Genomic DNA, 15,370 nt, shown 5'->3' on the forward strand with positions numbered 1-15,370 from the left:
TCTGGGATGGTGACGCCGGAGCCCGCCGCCACTGAGGATCATCCTGCGCGGCGTCGTCCGCCGCGCGGGAGCGGAGGAGGACGCGTCCGGTGAACCAGACCCACGACGACCGGCAGGGTTCGGGGGCGGGGACCGTGCTGCTCCTGCTCACCCTGCTGGTGGCCGTCGGCGCGTTCCTGTTCGGCCGCCCGCTGCTCGGCGGCGGCGAGGGCGAGACGGCCGCCGCGCCGCCGCTGCCGACCAGCACCCGCGCCACCGCCAGGCCGAGCGGGCGGCGGCCCGGCGTGGTCAACATCGAGACCGAGCAGGGGCTGCGCGGGCTGCGCTCGGCGGGCACCGGGATCGTGCTGGAGCCGTCCGGGCTGGTGCTGACCAACAACCACGTCATCCAGGGCGCGACCGCCATCACCGGGACCGACACCGACAACCGGCGCGCCTACTCCGCCGAGGTCGTCGGCTACGACAAGTCCGGCGACCTGGCGGTGATCCGGCTGACCGGCGCGGCCGGGCTGAAGCCCGCGGCGTTCGGCGACTCGGCGGACGTGCGGATCGCCGACCCGGTCACCGCCGTCGGCAACGCGGGCGGCAAGGGCGGCACGCCCGCGGTGGTCACCGGCCGGGTCACCGCGCTGGAGCAGACGGTCACCGCGCGGGACCAGAGCGACGGCGGGACCGAGCGGCTGACCGGCCTCATCGAGACCAGCGCGCCGATCAAGCCCGGCGACTCCGGCGGCCCGCTGCTGGACACCGACGGCAAGGTGATCGGCATCAACACCGCCGCGTCGGGCAACTTCGAGATGAAGCAGAAGGGCGCGGTGCACCGCGGGTACGCGATCCCGGCCGCGCGGGCGCTGGAGGTCGCCGCGAAGATCAAGCGGGGCGAGGCGTCCGCGACGGTCCACATCGGCCGCACCGCGATGCTCGGCGTGCAGGTCCGCGCGGTCGCCGCCGCGGGCGCCACCCCCGGCGCAGGCGGCACGGGCGCCGCTCCGGCGGGCGGCGCGCAGGTCGCCATGGTGGTGCCCGACGCGCCCGCGGCGGACGCCGGGGTGCGGGCGGGCGCGGTCATCACGGCCATGGACGGGCAGCCGGTCGACTCCCCCACCCGGCTCACCGAGCTGATGCTCGCCCACCATCCCGGCGACGTCGTCCGGCTGGAGTGGCGCACCGCGGACGGGCAGAGCCGCGCGGCCCAGGTGCGCCTGGCCGACGGGCCGGCCCAGTAGTCACCGCCCCGTGGTCAAGGCACGTCCCACTCGACGGGCAGCGCGACCAGGCCGCGGCCGACCAGGCTGCGCCGGTGCACGGGCGGCGGGCCAGGTGCGGCGCGCAGGCCCGGCATCCGCTCCGCCAGCCGCTCGAACGCGATCCGCATCTTCAGCCGGCTGAGCGCGGCGCCGACGCAGTGGTGCACGCCGTGCCCGAAGACCAGGTGGTCGCGGGCGTTGGCGCGGCGCACGTCGAAGCACTCGGGGTCGGGGAAGACGGTCTCGTCGTGCCCGGCGGAGTCGGCGTGCAGCAGCACCTGCGCGCCCGCCGGGACCCTCGTCCCGTGCAGGACGACGTCGCGGGTCGCGGTGCGGAAGCTGCCGAGGCTCGCGCCGTCGATGCGCAGGCTCTCCTCGATCATCCCCGGGATCAGCGCGGGCTCGGCGACGACCTCCTCCCACACCGCCCGCTCGCGCGTCAGCCGGTGCACGGCGTTGGACAGCGCGTTCGGGACGGTGTCGTTGCCGCCGAGCAGCAGCGCGCTGATCGTCTCCACCACCTCGCGGTGCGACAGCCCGTCCGGGCCGCTGTCGATCAGCCCGGCCATCATCGACACGAAGTCGGCGCGCGGATCGGCGCGCCGCTCGGTGACCAGCCGGTCGACGTAGTCGAGGTACTTCAGGAAGTCCTGGGCCAGCTCGCGCTGGCGTCCGGGCGGCTGCGGCGACAGGAACAGCTGGAACCACGACAGCACCCAGCGCTTGACCCGCTCCTCGTCCTCGGGCGGGACGCCGATGAACACCGCGGCCAGACGCGCGGAGGGCAGGTGCGCGATCTCGGCGGCGAAGTCGGCGCGGCCGCGCGGGACGACGTCGTCCAGCACCGCGTCGACCTGGCCGCCGAACGCGTCGCCGAGGCGCTCGACGGCGCGCGGGGTGAACGCGCGGGAGATCGCGCGGCGCATCCGGGTGTGCTTGGGCGGGTCGACGTTGGCGGCGAAGTCGTCCAGGAACGAGCGGTGCTCGCCGAGCATGCCCTTGACCTCGGCGGTCAGCGTCCGGGAGATCGTCAGGGAGCCGACGCTGGAGAACAGCCCGTGGTCGCGGTAGGCGGCGCGCACGTCGTCGTGCCTGGTCAGCACCCACATCCGCAGGTGATCACTCCAGAACACCGGCTGCTCATGGCGCAGCCGGCGCAGGAACGGGTAGGGGTTCGCCACGTGCCAATCGGCGGTGACGTCGAAGTCGGCGGCGGTCTCCGGCCCGGTCATGGGCGGCCTCCGGTGAGGATGCGGCGCGGGTTGCCGACGAGCATCCGCTCGATCTGCGCCTCGGTGACCCCGGCGGCGCGCAGCGCGGGCAGCACGTCGCGGGAGATGTGCAGCAGGTGGTAGTTCGGGTGCCGCCGCTTCACCACCGCGGGGTCGAAGCGGTCGTTGAAGCAGTAGGAGTCGTGCGACAGCACCATCCGGTCGGCGTAGCCGCGCTCGCAGAGCGCGACTACGGTGGCGACGCGGTCTTCGAATGAGCAGAACTCGATGCCGAAGCGGTCCATGCCGAGGTAGGAGCCGCCCGCGATGAGCTCCTCCAGGTAGTCCAGATCGGTGGAGTCGCCCGCGTGGCCGATGACGACGCGGGACAGGTCCACGCCCTCCTCGGCCAGGAGTTCCTGCTGGTCCAGGCCGTTCCGCGTGGCGGACTCGCTGTGCGTGGTGATCGGCACGCCGGTCTCGCGGTGCGCCCGCGCGACCGCCCGGATCACCCGCTCCACGCCCGGCGTGATCCCCTGGCGGCCGGTCGCGCACTTCAGCATGCCCGCCTTGACGCCGGTGCGGCCGATGCCCTCGGTGATGTCGCGGACGAAGAACTCCGCGAGCCGGTCCGGGCCGCCGAACAGGCTGCCGGGGCCCCGGTTGCCGAAGTAGGCCGGCAGCGCGTCGTAGGTGTACAGGCCGGTCGCCGCGACGATGTTGATCCCGGTCTGCTCGGCGACCCGCTGCACGGCCGGGACGTAGCGGCCGAGGCCGATCACGGTGAGGTCCACGATCGTGTCGATCCCGGCGGCCTTCAGCTCGTTCAGCTTCCCGGCCGCCTCGCGGGCGCGCTCCTCCAGGTCCCAGCCCTCGGGGATGTCGGGCCAGTTCCACAGGATCTCCGGGGACAGGCCGAAGACGTGCTCGTGCATGAGGGTGGCGCCGGGGTCGGCGATCGGCCCGCGCAGCGTCTGGACGGCCGTCATGCGGTCGGCACCAGGGGGAAGCACGGGTGGTCGAACGGCTCGTTCACCGTCAGGCCGAGGCCGTCGGTCTGGCCGTAGGGGGCGCCGGTGTAGAGGGTCTCGGCGTCGAAATAGGTGGCGGTGAACGACAGCCGCGGCCGGTCGCGGCGGTTGGCCGGGGCGCCGTGCACGACCAGGCTGTGGTGCACGGTCGCGTCGCCCGCCGCCAGGTCGGACGGCTCCGACAGCGCGAGGGTCTCCAGCCAGGGGTGCCGGGTGAGCGCGTCGTCGTCCTCGCGGACGAAGCTGCGGCCGAGCGGCCCGTACCGGTGCGAGCGGTCGTAGAAGCGCAGCGCGCCCATGTCGGCGGGGACGTCGTCGAGCGCCAGCCAGACCGTGAGCATCGACGCGCGGTCCATCGGCATCCACGGGAAGTCCTGGTGGAAGACCGTCTCCCCGTGCCGGTTGCCGTCCGCGGGCTCCTTGACCAGCAGGTTCGTCACCTGGAGGCGGACGGCGCCGACCCCGACCAGCAGCCGGGTGACGTTGTGGGCGAGGCGCGGCGAGAGGGCGAGCGCGGCGAAGGCCTCGTCGTGGCGGGCGATGTCGCGATCCTGCCCGAACGCCTGGTCGACCAGGCCGTTGCGGAACCGCTCCCGCTGTTCGCCGAGCCGTTCCAGGGCGCGTTCGCGCAGGTCGGCGACGAAGTCCGCGCCGACCAGGCCGGGCAGCCGGGCCCAGCCCCGGGCGCGGAAGGCGGCGATCTCGTCCTCGGTGACGGCGCGCACGGGGGCCTGCGGGATCGAAATGCCCATGGCCGTGACGGTAACGCCGGGACCGGTCATGTAGCAAGCGCTTGTTATACGCTCCGCCCATGCGACCGTTCCGCTTCGCCGCCGTGCTCCGCTCCGCCGCCACCGGCCGCGACTGGGCCGCCAAGGCGCGCCGCCTGGAGGACGCCGGCTTCGACGCGCTGCTCGTCCCCGACCACCTGGTCGGCCCGCGCTTCGCGCCGCTCGCCGCGATGACGGCCGCGGCCTGCGCGACCACCCGCCTGAAAGTAGGCACGCTGGTGTTCGCCAACGACTTCCGGCACCCGGCGGTGCTGGCCAAGGAGGCCGCGTCACTGGACGTGCTGTCGGACGGGCGGCTGGAGTTCGGCCTCGGCACCGGCTGGATGGCGCACGACTACCACCGCGCCGGGCTCGCCCTCGACCCGCCCGGCGTCCGCGTCGACCGGCTCGCCGAGGCGATCGCCGTACTGAAGGGCCTGTGGCGCGGCGGCCCGTTCTCGTTCACCGGCGAGCACTACCGCATCGACGGGCTGGAGCAGGAGCCGCTGCCGGTGCAGCGCCCCGGGCCCCGGCTGATGCTGGGCGGCGGCGGCCCGCGCATGCTGCGGCTCGCCGCGCGCGAGGCCGACATCGTCAACCTCACCCTGCGGGTGCGCGCGGACGGCACCGGCCCCGACACCGCCGACGGCGGCCCGGACGCGTTCCGCCGCAAAATCGAGATCCTCCGGGAGGCCGCCGGCGACCGCTTCCCCGAGATCGAACTCGGCACCTCGATCCTGCGGGCCGGCGACGCGCGGAGCACCGCCCCCTGGAGCGCCGCCGCGCCGGCCGCGCAGGACGGCACCCCGCAGGTGCTGCCCGGCGGCCCCGCCGAGATCGCGGACCGGATCCGGCACTGGCGCGCCGAACTCGGCCTCTCCTACTTCGTGCTGCACCACGAGGAGGACCTGGACGCGTTCGCCCCTGCCGTCACGGAACTGGCCGGTAGCTGACAAGATCTGCATACCGCCGGTGATCTTACGTGTACTCGGCGTACCATCGGGGTGGCCCTACGAGCCGGAAGGCGCGCGCGACGACAACGCCGGCCGCCGCCCGGATCGCCCCCCGGGAGGGAACATGACCGTCCAGTCCACCACCGGTCAGAGCACCGCTGGCCAGTCCACCGGTCAGTCCGGATCGCTGCCCGCCGAGCTCACCGCGTTCGTCGGCCGCGCCATGGAACTCGACGAGCTGGCCGAGGCGCTGCGCCGCTCCCGGCTGGTGACGCTGACCGGCGTCGGCGGGGTCGGCAAGAGCCGGCTCGCGCTGCGCGCCGCGACGCTGATGCGCGGCGCCTACCCCGGCGGCGCCTGGTTCGTCGAGCTGTCCGCGCTGCGCCGCCCCGACCTGCTCACCCGCACCGTCGCCGACGCGCTGCGGCTGCCCGACCTGGCCGCCGTCGAGCCGCTGGAGCTGATCGCCGACCATCTGGCCCGGCGGCGCGCGCTGCTGGTGCTGGACACCTGCGAGCACCTGGTCGACGGCTGCGCCGAGCTCGCCGAGGCGCTGCTGCGCGCCGCCCCCGAGCTGCGCGTGCTCACCACCAGCCGCGAGCCGCTGAACGTCATCGGCGAGCACGTCGTGGCGGTGCCGCCGCTCGGTGACCCCGACTCGGTCCGGCTGTTCGCCGACCGCGCCGAGGCGATGGCGCCCGCGTTCGCCGTCACCGCCGCCAACCGGGAGCTGGTCGCCGGCCTCTGCCGCCGGCTGGACGGGCTGCCGCTCGCCATCGAGCTGGCCGCCGTCCGGCTGCGCACCATGTCGATCGAGCAGCTGGACCAGCGGCTGGACGACCGGTTCCGGCTGCTCGGCGGCGCCCGCCGCGGCCACGACCGGCACCAGACGCTGCGCGCCGCCGTCGAGTGGAGCCACGAACTGTGCACGGGCGAGGAGAAGCGGCTGTGGGCGCGGCTGTCGGTGTTCCCCGGCACGTTCGACCTCACCGCCGCCGACCGGATCTGCGGCGGCGACACCGTCGGCACGCTCGGCCGGCTGGTGGAGAAGTCGATCGTGGTGTGGGAGGAGAACGGCGACCGGTACCGGATGCTGGACGCGATCCGCGAGTACGGCGCCGAGCGGCTGGAGGAGCTCGGCGAGGGCGCCGCGCTGCGCGGCCGCCACCAGGAGCACTACTTCGCGCTCGCCGCGCAGGCGATGCGCACCGCGACCGGCGACCGGCAGATCCCGGTGCTGCAGGGGCTGCGCGCCGAGAGCGCCAACCTGCGCGTCGCCTTCGACCACGCGCTCGCCACGCCCGGCCAGGAGCGCGCCGGGCTGCGGCTGACCGCGCGCCTGTGGCCGTACTGGATGATGCTCGGGCTGCTCGGCGAGCCCCGCGTCTGGTGCCGCCGGGCCCTCGCCGCCGCGCCCGAGCCGTGCCCCGAGCGCGGCTGGGCCGCGCACGGCGCCGCGCTGTTCGCCACGCTGCAGGGCGACGCCGACGACGCCGCGCCGCTGCTGGACGAGGCGCAGGAGGCGGCCGACCGCTACGGCGACGAGGCGCTCGCCGGGCACATCATGCAGACCCGGGCCCGGATCGCGCTGCTGCAGGGCGACGTGCCGAGCGCGATCCGGCTGCACGAGAAGGCCGGCGCGGTCTTCGCCGAGATCGGCTACCCCGACTCCTACGCGCTCGGCAACTTCATGCTGCTCGGCTGCGTGTTCGAGTTCGCCCGCGAACCCGACCGGGCGCTGGAGGTGTGCGAGGAGGGCCTGCGGATCTGCCGCGCGCACGGCGACCTGTGGAGCGAGACGTTCACCCTGTACGTGCGGGCCGGGGCGTACTGGCTGAAGGGCGAGATCGAGCGGGCCCTCGCCGACTCCCTGGAGGCCCTGGCCATCCGCGAGACCTACGGCGACCTGTTCGGCATCACCGTGCTGCTCGACCTGGTCAAGGGCTGCCTGGTGTCGATGGGCGAGTTCGAGCGCGGCGCGCTGCTGGACGGCGCCACCCTGGAGTACTGGCGCAGCCTCGGCGCGCCCGTCCAGCTCGGCCCCGACTACCTGGAGATCCAGGAGATGGTGCGCACCGCCAACCGCGAGGGCATGTCCCCGGCCGCCTACCAGGCCGCCGTCGCCCGCGGCGCCGAGCTCACCGTCGAGCAGGCCGTGGTGCTCGCCCGCCGCGCCGACACCATGCTGCCCCGGCGGCTCACCGACACCGCGCCGCAGCCGCTCACCCGCCGCGAGCGGCAGGTCGCCGAGCTGGTCGCCGAGGGGCTCACCAACCGCGACATCGCCGGGCGGCTGACCATCGCCAAGCGCACCGTCGACTCCCACATCGAGCACATCATGGCCAAGCTCGGCGTCGCGTCGCGCACCGAGATCGCCGCCTGGTCGCGGCGGCGGTCGCGCACCGCGTCGTGACGGTGCCACCGCCGTGCGGGCGTGCGAGAGTGGAAGGAGCACGTCCGCACAGGTAACGAGGGTGGGAACGATGGGCCGCAAAGCGCCGCGCGAGGATGTCGACGACTCGGGCATGGAGGTGTCCGAGCCCAAGGAGTGGGCGGCGGGCGTGCCCGGCGTCACCGCGGCGCTGCGCCAGTCCTACGACCAGATGGGCGCGCGCCGCACCGCGCTGACGCTGCTGCGCGTCAACCAGAGACAGGGCTTCGACTGCCCCGGCTGCGCGTGGCCCGAGGGCGGCAAGCGGCACGTCGCGGAGTTCTGCGAGAACGGCGCCAAGGCCGTCGCCGAGGAGGCCACCACCCGGCGCGTCACCCGCGGGTTCTTCGCCGCGCACACCGTGGACGAGCTCGGCGAGCGCAGCGACCACTGGCTCGGCCAGCAGGGCCGCCTCACCGAGCCGATGATCCTGCGCCCCGGGTCGCGCCACTACGAGCCGGTGTCGTGGGACGAGGCGCTCGGCCTGGTCGCGGCCGAGCTGAACCGGCTGGACTCCCCCGACGAGGCCGTCTTCTACACCTCGGGCCGCACCAGCAACGAGGCCGCGTTCGCCTACCAGCTGTTCGTCCGCGAGTTCGGCACCAACAACCTGCCCGACTGCAGCAACATGTGCCACGAGTCGTCGGGGTCGGCGCTGACCGAGACCATCGGCATCGGCAAGGGCTCGGTGCTGCTGGAGGACCTGCACCGGGCCGACCTGATCTTCGTGGTGGGGCAGAACCCCGGCACCAACCACCCGCGCATGCTGTCGGCGCTGGAGGAGGCCAAGAAGGCCGGCGCCCGGATCGTCGCGGTCAACCCGCTGCCCGAGGCGGGGCTGATGCGGTTCAAGAACCCGCAGAAGCCGTCCGGGGTGATCGGGCACGGCACCGGCCTCGCCGACCGGTTCCTGCAGATCCGGCTGAACGGCGACCTCGCGCTGTTCCAGGCCCTCAACCGGCTGCTGCTGGAGTCCGACGCGCCCGGCGCGATCGACCGCGGGTTCCTGGACGAGCACACCGCCGGATTCGCCGCGTTCGAGGAGCACGTCCGCGCGCTGGACTGGGACCTGGTGCTGGAGGCGACCGGCCTCACCCGGGGCGAGATCGCCGCCACGCTCGGCGACGTGCTGGCCGCCGAGAAGATCGTGGTGTGCTGGGCGATGGGCCTCACCCAGCACCGCAACGCCGTCGCCACGATCCGCGAGGTCGTCAACTTCCTGCTGCTGCGCGGCAACATCGGCCGTCCCGGCGCGGGCGTCTGCCCGGTGCGCGGCCACTCCAACGTGCAGGGCGACCGCACGATGGGCATCTATGAGAAGCCCTCCCAGGCGTTCCTGGACGCGCTCGCCGCCGAGTTCGGGTTCGAGCCGCCGCGCGAGCACGGCCTGGACACCGTCGACGCGATCCGCGCGATGCGCGACGGCGCCGCCAAGGTGTTCTTCGCGATGGGCGGCAACTTCGTGCGCGCCACTCCCGACTCGGCCGTCACCGAGGCCGCGATGCGCAACTGCCGTCTCACCGTGCAGGTGTCGACCAAGCTGAACCGTTCGCACGCCGTCACCGGCGAGCAGGCCCTGATCCTGCCGACGCTCGGCCGCACCGAGCGCGACGTGCGCGCCGGGCGGGAGCAGTTCGTGTCCGTCGAGGACTCGATGGGCATGGTGCACGCCTCGCGCGGCCGGCTCGCCCCCGCCGCCCCGAGCCTGCGCTCGGAGGTCGCGATCGTCTGCGACCTCGCCCGCGCCACGCTGCCCGGCAGCAAGACCGACTGGGCCGCGATGGCCGACGACTACGACGTCGTCCGCGACCACGTCGCCCGGGTCGTGCCCGGTTTCGCCGGCTACAACGCGCGCGTCCGCGAGCCCGGCGGGTTCACCCTGCCGCACGCGCCGCGCGACGAGCGCCGCTTCCCCACCGCCACCGGCAAGGCCAACCTCACCGTCAACCCGCTGGAGGTGCTGCGGGTCCCGCCGGGACGGCTGCTGCTGCAGACCGTGCGCAGCCACGACCAGTACAACACCACGATCTACGGGCTCGACGACCGCTACCGCGGCATCAAGGCCGGCCGCCGCGTCGTGTTCGTCAACCCCGGCGACCTCGCCGGCCTGGACATCGCCGACGGGGCCATGGTGGACCTGGTGTCGGAGTGGACCGACGGCACCGAGCGCCGCGCGCCCGGTTTCCGCGTCGTGGCCTACCCGACGGCACGCGGCTGCGCGGCGGCGTACTTCCCCGAGACCAACGTGCTGGTGCCGCTCGACAGCACCGCCGAGGTCAGTAACACCCCGGTGTCCAAGTCGGTGGTGATCCGCCTGGAGCCGCCGTCGGAAGGTTAGGCTCGGGCCATGACGAACCTGCCCGAAATGCGCGCCTCCGACGCCGATCGCGACCGGGTCGCCGCGATCCTGCGGGACGCCGCGGGCGACGGCCGGCTCGATCTGGACGAACTGGAGGAGCGGCTGGAGGCGGTCTACGCGGCCAAGACCTACGCCGAACTGGAGCCGATCACCAGCGACCTGCCGGCGACCGGGTCCGCGCACGCCGTGCCGTACGTCCCGCCGCCCGGCGCCCCGGCCGGCGACCTGCCGTCCTGGTCCACCGGCGTCGGCGTGCTCGGCGAGTTCCACCGCCAGGGCGAGTGGTCGGTGCCGCCGGCGTTCACCGCGTTCTCGTTCTGGGGCGGCGGCAAGATCGACCTGCGGGACGCCCGGTTCCAGCGGGGCGAGGTGCGCATCCGCGCCTTCGCCATCATGGGCGGCATCGAGATCATCGCCGCCGACGACATGACCGTGCACGTCAAGGGCATCGGCATCATGGGCGGCTTCCCGCACCGCGCCAGCGGCCCGGGCGCCGCCGGCGCGCCGAAGGTGACCGTCACCGGCTTCGCGTTCTGGGGCGGCGTCGACACCAAGCGCAAGGCCCGCAAGCAGCGCAGACTCCGCAAGGGCGGCTCCTAGCGAGGCGCCATCTTGCTGCCGGGGTAGGGGCTGAGCAGGGTCTCGCGCCAGGGGCCGTCCAGGAAGTCGCGGGCCCGCTTGCGCCAGGTCAGCAGGCGGTGGTCGGGCGCGGCCTCGTCGTCCAGGCCGAGCGCGGCGTCGCGGGCCCGCTGCACGGCCAGGTGCGCGTCGATGCCGGTCCCCCACAGCGTGACGACCTCGGTGTCGCAGAACTGCACCTCGTAGGAGCCGACGAGCCGGTGGCCGTGTTCGGCCAGCACGGGGGCCCGCTCGGTGCGCACGGCCTCCAGGTAGTCCAGCGCGGCGCCGGGCCGGACCGTGGCGCTCTCGAACAGGTAGAGCGGCGCCGCGTAGCCCTCGGCGAGCAGGTCCGCCACGACCGGGGAGCCGGGCGCGGCGCCGAGCGGGCGGGAGAACGCGCCGTGCCGCAGGTCGTCGATGTCGGACAGGAACAGGTTGGCCTGGACGTCGTCGTAGATCTCCAGCATCTGCCGCCAGCCGCCGTCCCAGCCGCCGTGGCAGTCCCACAGCGTGACCACCTTGAACTGCGGGTGCCCGGTGATGCCGACGGCGTAGAAGGCGCCGACCAGGTCGATCTCGCGGGAGCGGATCGACATGCCCTCGGTCAGCTCGTGCGCGCCGGCGGCGCGCCCGTCGTCCTGCCGCTTGTAGGCGGTGAGCCAGCGCAGGTACTCCAGCGGCCGCCGGGAGTTCATCGGGTGGAACTCCACCTCTTCGAGCAGGTAGATGCCACGGCGCATGCGAGCCTCCCGCTAACCAAGCGATTGCTTGATAGCGACGATATCAGGCGAGCCGGTCCAGCCACTCGGCCAGCAGCGCCGCCTCGGGCGCGCTGAGCGCCGGGGGCGGCCCGGCGGCCAGCTCGGCGCGCAGCGCCACCGCCCGCGCGGCGATCCCGTCGCCCGCGCCGTCCGCGGCGGCGCCGGTGGTGAGGGCGGCGAGGACCGCCTCGCGGGTGCGCTCCGACAGCTCCCCGGCGCCGTCCGGGTCCGCGATGACCGCGAGCGTGACGCCGACGCCGGCGGCGTGCATCATCGCGGCGGCCGTCTCGACCGGGACGCGCAGCAGGCCCGCCCGCGCGACGCGGCCGACCAGGCCGAGCAGGATCTCGTGCGCCTCCCCCGCGATCGGCGGCCTGCGCGCGCCGCCGTACATCAGGGCGTAGAAGGCCGGGTGGGTACGGCCGAACTCCACGTGCAGGTCCCAGCCGCGCCGCAGGTCCTCGACCGGGTCGCCGCTGCGCGGCTGCGCGCGCTTGTCCGCCAGGTACCGCTCGAATCCGAGCGCGGCGACGGCGTCCAGCAGGCCCTGCTTGTCGCCGAAGTGGTGGTACAGCGCCGGCGCGCCGACGCCGGCGGCGGCGCAGACCGCGCGGGTCGACACGGACTCGCTCCCGGAGGCGGCGAGCAGATCGGCGGCGGCCCGCAGGATGCGGTCCCGGGTGTCGGCGTCCTTGGTGGTCACGAAATCAATGTTACAGCTCTTGGGCGAACGGTGCTACAGTCGCTATATCGGCGATATACGACAGTGTGTATCGATGATTACGAAGGAGCGGGCCATGCGCGCCGCCGTACTGAACGCCCCCGGCAAGCCCCTGGACCTGGTCGAGCGGGAGGTGCCCGAGCCGGGCCCCGGCGAGGTCCTGGTCAAGGTCACCGCCTGCGGGATGTGCTTCTCCGAGGTCAACCAGCTGCACGGGCACTACCCCTTCGGCCGCTTCCCCGTCACGCCGGGCCACGAGGTGAGCGGCGTCGTCGCGGCGCTCGGCGCCGGCGTGGAGTGGCCCGCCGTCGGCACGCCCGTCGGCGCGCAGTTCCTTTACTCCTCCTGCGGGCACTGCGACCACTGCGTGCGCGGCGACCAGATGCTGTGCACCGGGACCAGGCAGTTCACCGGCATCACCGTCGACGGCGGGTACGCCGAGTACCTCGTCGCCCGCGCCGGGTTCGTCACCCCGCTCCCCGAGGGCCTGGACCCGGTCGCAGCGGCGCCGCTGATGTGCGCGGGCATCACCGCGTTCAACGGGCTGCGCCAGGGCGGCGCGGGGGCGGGCTCGCGGGTCGCGGTGCTCGGCACCGGCGGCGTCGGCACGATGGCGCTGCGGTTCGCCGTCGCGATCGGGGCGCGGGTCGCGGTGGTGTCGCGCTCGCGGCGCGCCGAGGAGGAGGCGCGCCGGCTCGGCGCCGAGGCGTTCTTCGCCACCGAGGAGCAGGACCCGGCCGCCGCACTGCGCGGCTGGGGCGGCGCCGACCTGATCATGAACACCGCGCCGAGCACCTCCGCCGCGCAGGCCGCGTTCGGCGGGCTGCGCCCGGACGGGACGCTGCAGATGCTCGGCTACGGCGCCGGCGACCTGACGATCGCGCCGCAGGACCTGGTGCTCATCCGGGCCCGGATCATGGGGTCGCCGTCGGGCTCGCCGCACGACCTGCGCGACACCCTGGACTTCGCGGCGGCCCATGGCATCGTGCCCGAGGTCACCGCGATCGGCCTGGACGAGGCGCCGGCCGTGCTCGCCGCGATGGCGGACGGGACCGCGCGCGGCCGGTCGGTCATCGCGTTCTGAATCCTTTCGGGACCGGGACGCCTCTTATGACTGTTCCGGCGGCCACGCCGGGCGAGACCATGGAGGTTGTCATGACGATCGCGGCGATAGCGGTGGGCGCGTTGGTTCTGGTCTGCATGTGCACGATCACCCTGAAGCGGCGGAGGGACAGGTCGCGTGGCTGAGCGGGACTGGCCCGGCGACGTGCTCATCGCCGGGGCGCAGCAGGGGGACCTGGAGGCGATCACCGCCCTGGTCTCGGGCGCGCACCCGCACGTGCAGCGGTTCGCGCGCTCGCTCTGCGCGACGCCGCAGGACGCCGAGGACGCGGCGCAGGAGGCGCTGATCATCCTGTACCGGAAGATCGGGACGCTGCGGGCGTCGGCCGCGCTGGCGTCGTGGATGTTCCGGATCGTGCGCAACGAGTGCGTCCGGCGGGCGCGGCTGACGCTGCACCCCCCGGAGCCGGTGCACACCCCCGTGCCGTCGGCGGAGGAGGACGTGCTCCGGCGGCTGGAGACCGAGCGGGTCGCGGCGGCGATCGCGGCGCTGCCCGCCGACCAGCGGCAGGTCCTGATCATGCGGGACGTGCAGGGGTACCCGGGGCGGACGACGGCCGCCGCGCTCGGGCTGAGCCTGCCCGCGATGAAGTCGCGGCTGCACCGGGCGCGGGCGGCCGTCCACGAGGCACTGGAGGGGTCCCATGGCTGAGTCGTACGCGAGCGCCACCCTGACCCGGCACCTGGTCCGGGGCGCGGTGGGCTTCGGCGCGCTGATCGGGGCGGTCGCGCTCCTGCCGGTCGTCGGGGTCGTCAGCCTGGTCCTGGCGCCCCTCGGCCTGGTCGCGCTGCGCGGCTGCCCGACGTGCTGGGCCATGGGGCTGGCCGAGACCCTGTCCCGGGGGCGGCTGGAGCGGACGTGCGAGGACGGCGTGTGCTCGGTGAGCCGGTCCGCGCGGTAAGCGCCGGGTGACCGACGGGTCAGAAGCTGTTAGATTCCGAATCTCGTTCTGACCCGTCGAGGAGCCCGCGATGAGCCTTTGGAACACCCCCGAGCGCACCGCGCTGCGCGCCCTGGTGCGCGACTTCACCACCCGGGAGATCGTGCCCTTCCTGCCGGAGTGGGAGCGCGCCGGGGAGCTGCCGCGCGAGCTGCACGCCAAGGCCGCCGCGGCGGGCCTGCTCGGCGCCGGCTTCCCCGAGGAGGCCGGCGGCTCGGGCGGCGACCCGATCGACGCGCTGATCGTCGCCGAGGAGCTGATCCAGGCGGGCGGCTCGGGCGGCGTGGTCGCCTCGCTGTTCACCCACGGCATCGCGCTGCCGCACCTGGTCGCCGCGGGCGACAAGGAGCTGGTCGAGCGGTTCGCGCGGCCGACGCTGGCGGGCGAGAAGATCGGCGCGCTCGGCGTCACCGAGCCCGACACCGGCTCGGACGTGGCGGGCATCCGCACCACGGCGGTGCGCGACGGCGACTCCTACATCGTCAACGGCGCCAAGATGTTCATCACCTCGGGCGTGCGCGCCGACTTCGTCACCACCGCCGTGCGCACCGGCGAACCGGGCTTCGGCGGCATCTCGCTGCTGGTGGTGGAGAAGGGCACGCCCGGCTTCACGGTGTCGCGGGCGCTGGACAAGATGGGCTGGCTCTGCTCCGACACCGCCGAGCTGTCGTTCAGCGACGTGCGCGTCCCGGCGGCCAACCTGGTCGGCGCCGAGAACAGCGGGTTCCTGCAGATCGTGCAGAACTTCGTCACCGAGCGGCTGTCGCTGGCCGTCCAGGCGTACGCGACGGCGCAGCGCTGCCTGGACCTCACCCTGGACTGGGTCCGCGAGCGCGAGACGTTCGGCCGGCCGCTGTCGTCGCGGCAGCTGGTCCGCCACAAGATCGCCGAGATGGCGCGGCAGGTGGACGTCGCGCGCTCCTACACCCGCACCGTCGCCGAGCGCTACATCGCGGGCGAGGACGTGCTGACCGAGACCGCCTACGCCAAGAACACCGCGGTCTACGCGGTCGAGCACGTGGTGCACGAGGCCGTCCAGCTGCACGGCGGGATGGGCTACATGCGCGAGACCGAGGTCGAGCGCCACTACCGCGACGCGCGCATCCTCGGCATCGGCGGCGGCACCAACGAGATCATGAACGAGATCATCGCCAAGCGCCTCGGCCTGTAGCGGCGGGCGGAGGGGGCGGGCGGGCCGCCCC

General features: G+C 74.1%; 14 protein-coding genes. 9 read left to right on the forward strand and 5 right to left on the reverse strand.

Features of this window, described 5'->3' with window-relative positions; all coding sequences use genetic code 11:
- Positions 1-89 precede the first annotated feature (89 nt).
- Positions 90-1,226 carry a S1C family serine protease gene (locus ACRB68_RS38265; RefSeq protein WP_328595300.1) on the forward strand — a complete coding sequence of 379 codons (1,137 nt, stop codon included), beginning with the start codon at positions 90-92 and terminating at the stop codon, positions 1,224-1,226.
- 14 nt (positions 1,227-1,240) lie between these two features.
- On the opposite strand, the gene ACRB68_RS38270 is transcribed toward ACRB68_RS38265, so the two are convergent.
- From ACRB68_RS38270 to ACRB68_RS38280, 3 genes are read right to left on the reverse strand one after another with little or no spacing between them, the layout of a single operon-like run.
- Entirely contained in the window at positions 1,241-2,479 is a 1,239-nt protein-coding gene (locus ACRB68_RS38270) for a cytochrome P450 (protein WP_153541537.1), read from the reverse strand.
- A complete protein-coding gene (locus ACRB68_RS38275; protein WP_153541539.1) occupies positions 2,476-3,447 on the reverse strand; it encodes a phosphotriesterase family protein in 972 nt (323 codons plus the stop codon). Before ACRB68_RS38275 ends, ACRB68_RS38270 begins: the two co-directional genes overlap by 4 nt.
- Positions 3,444-4,241, reverse strand: a complete 798-nt coding sequence (locus ACRB68_RS38280; RefSeq protein WP_194293608.1) for a phytanoyl-CoA dioxygenase family protein — start codon at positions 4,239-4,241, stop codon at positions 3,444-3,446. The genes ACRB68_RS38275 and ACRB68_RS38280 overlap by 4 nt, the downstream gene beginning before the upstream one ends.
- A 59-nt stretch (positions 4,242-4,300) precedes the next feature.
- Between ACRB68_RS38280 and ACRB68_RS38285 the strand changes: the two genes are divergently transcribed.
- The 4 genes from ACRB68_RS38285 (at position 4,301) to ACRB68_RS38300 (ending at position 10,602) form a co-directional block, all read left to right on the forward strand.
- On the forward strand, positions 4,301-5,212 hold the full coding sequence (locus ACRB68_RS38285; RefSeq protein ID WP_153541552.1) for a TIGR03621 family F420-dependent LLM class oxidoreductase: 912 nt from the start codon (positions 4,301-4,303) through the stop codon (positions 5,210-5,212).
- A gap of 124 nt (positions 5,213-5,336) precedes the next feature.
- Positions 5,337-7,625 carry an ATP-binding protein gene (locus ACRB68_RS38290; RefSeq protein ID WP_153541554.1) on the forward strand — a complete coding sequence of 763 codons (2,289 nt, stop codon included), beginning with the start codon at positions 5,337-5,339 and terminating at the stop codon, positions 7,623-7,625.
- A 70-nt stretch (positions 7,626-7,695) separates the two neighbouring features.
- The gene (locus tag ACRB68_RS38295; RefSeq protein ID WP_153541556.1) at positions 7,696-9,981 is read left to right on the forward strand and encodes an FdhF/YdeP family oxidoreductase; all 2,286 of its coding nucleotides are present in this window, start codon (positions 7,696-7,698) and stop codon (positions 9,979-9,981) included.
- Positions 9,982-9,990: 9 nt separating this feature from the next.
- Complete coding sequence (locus ACRB68_RS38300) at positions 9,991-10,602, forward strand: DUF1707 SHOCT-like domain-containing protein (protein WP_235960898.1); 612 nt, start codon at positions 9,991-9,993, stop codon at positions 10,600-10,602.
- Here the strand turns inward: ACRB68_RS38300 and ACRB68_RS38305 are convergent.
- Positions 10,599-11,363, reverse strand: coding sequence for a hypothetical protein (locus ACRB68_RS38305; RefSeq protein ID WP_153541558.1), 765 nt, complete (start codon positions 11,361-11,363; stop codon positions 10,599-10,601). The genes ACRB68_RS38300 and ACRB68_RS38305 overlap by 4 nt on opposite strands.
- A 43-nt stretch (positions 11,364-11,406) precedes the next feature.
- On the reverse strand, positions 11,407-12,087 hold the full coding sequence (locus tag ACRB68_RS38310; RefSeq protein ID WP_328595301.1) for a TetR/AcrR family transcriptional regulator: 681 nt from the start codon (positions 12,085-12,087) through the stop codon (positions 11,407-11,409).
- 94 nt (positions 12,088-12,181) lie between these two features.
- Here ACRB68_RS38310 and ACRB68_RS38315 point away from each other — a divergent pair, with 94 nt between their 5' ends.
- The 4 genes from ACRB68_RS38315 (at position 12,182) to ACRB68_RS38330 (ending at position 15,339) form a co-directional block, all read left to right on the forward strand.
- Positions 12,182-13,189 (forward strand): alcohol dehydrogenase catalytic domain-containing protein, encoded by a 1,008-nt coding sequence (locus ACRB68_RS38315; protein ID WP_153541560.1) that lies wholly within the window; start codon positions 12,182-12,184, stop codon positions 13,187-13,189.
- Positions 13,190-13,345: 156 nt separating this feature from the next.
- Positions 13,346-13,879, forward strand: a complete 534-nt coding sequence (locus ACRB68_RS38320; RefSeq protein ID WP_328595302.1) for an RNA polymerase sigma factor — start codon at positions 13,346-13,348, stop codon at positions 13,877-13,879.
- Positions 13,872-14,129: a hypothetical protein gene (locus tag ACRB68_RS38325; protein WP_153541562.1), complete on the forward strand. Its 258-nt coding sequence runs from the start codon at positions 13,872-13,874 to the stop codon at positions 14,127-14,129. Before ACRB68_RS38320 ends, ACRB68_RS38325 begins: the two co-directional genes overlap by 8 nt.
- A gap of 70 nt (positions 14,130-14,199) precedes the next feature.
- Positions 14,200-15,339, forward strand: coding sequence for an acyl-CoA dehydrogenase family protein (locus tag ACRB68_RS38330; protein WP_153541564.1), 1,140 nt, complete (start codon positions 14,200-14,202; stop codon positions 15,337-15,339).
- Positions 15,340-15,370 lie beyond the last annotated feature (31 nt).

Origin of the sequence: Actinomadura macrotermitis (genome assembly GCF_009604375.1) — a bacterium.
In the GTDB taxonomy this organism is placed as follows: Bacteria; Actinomycetota; Actinomycetes; order Streptosporangiales; family Streptosporangiaceae; genus Spirillospora; species Spirillospora macrotermitis.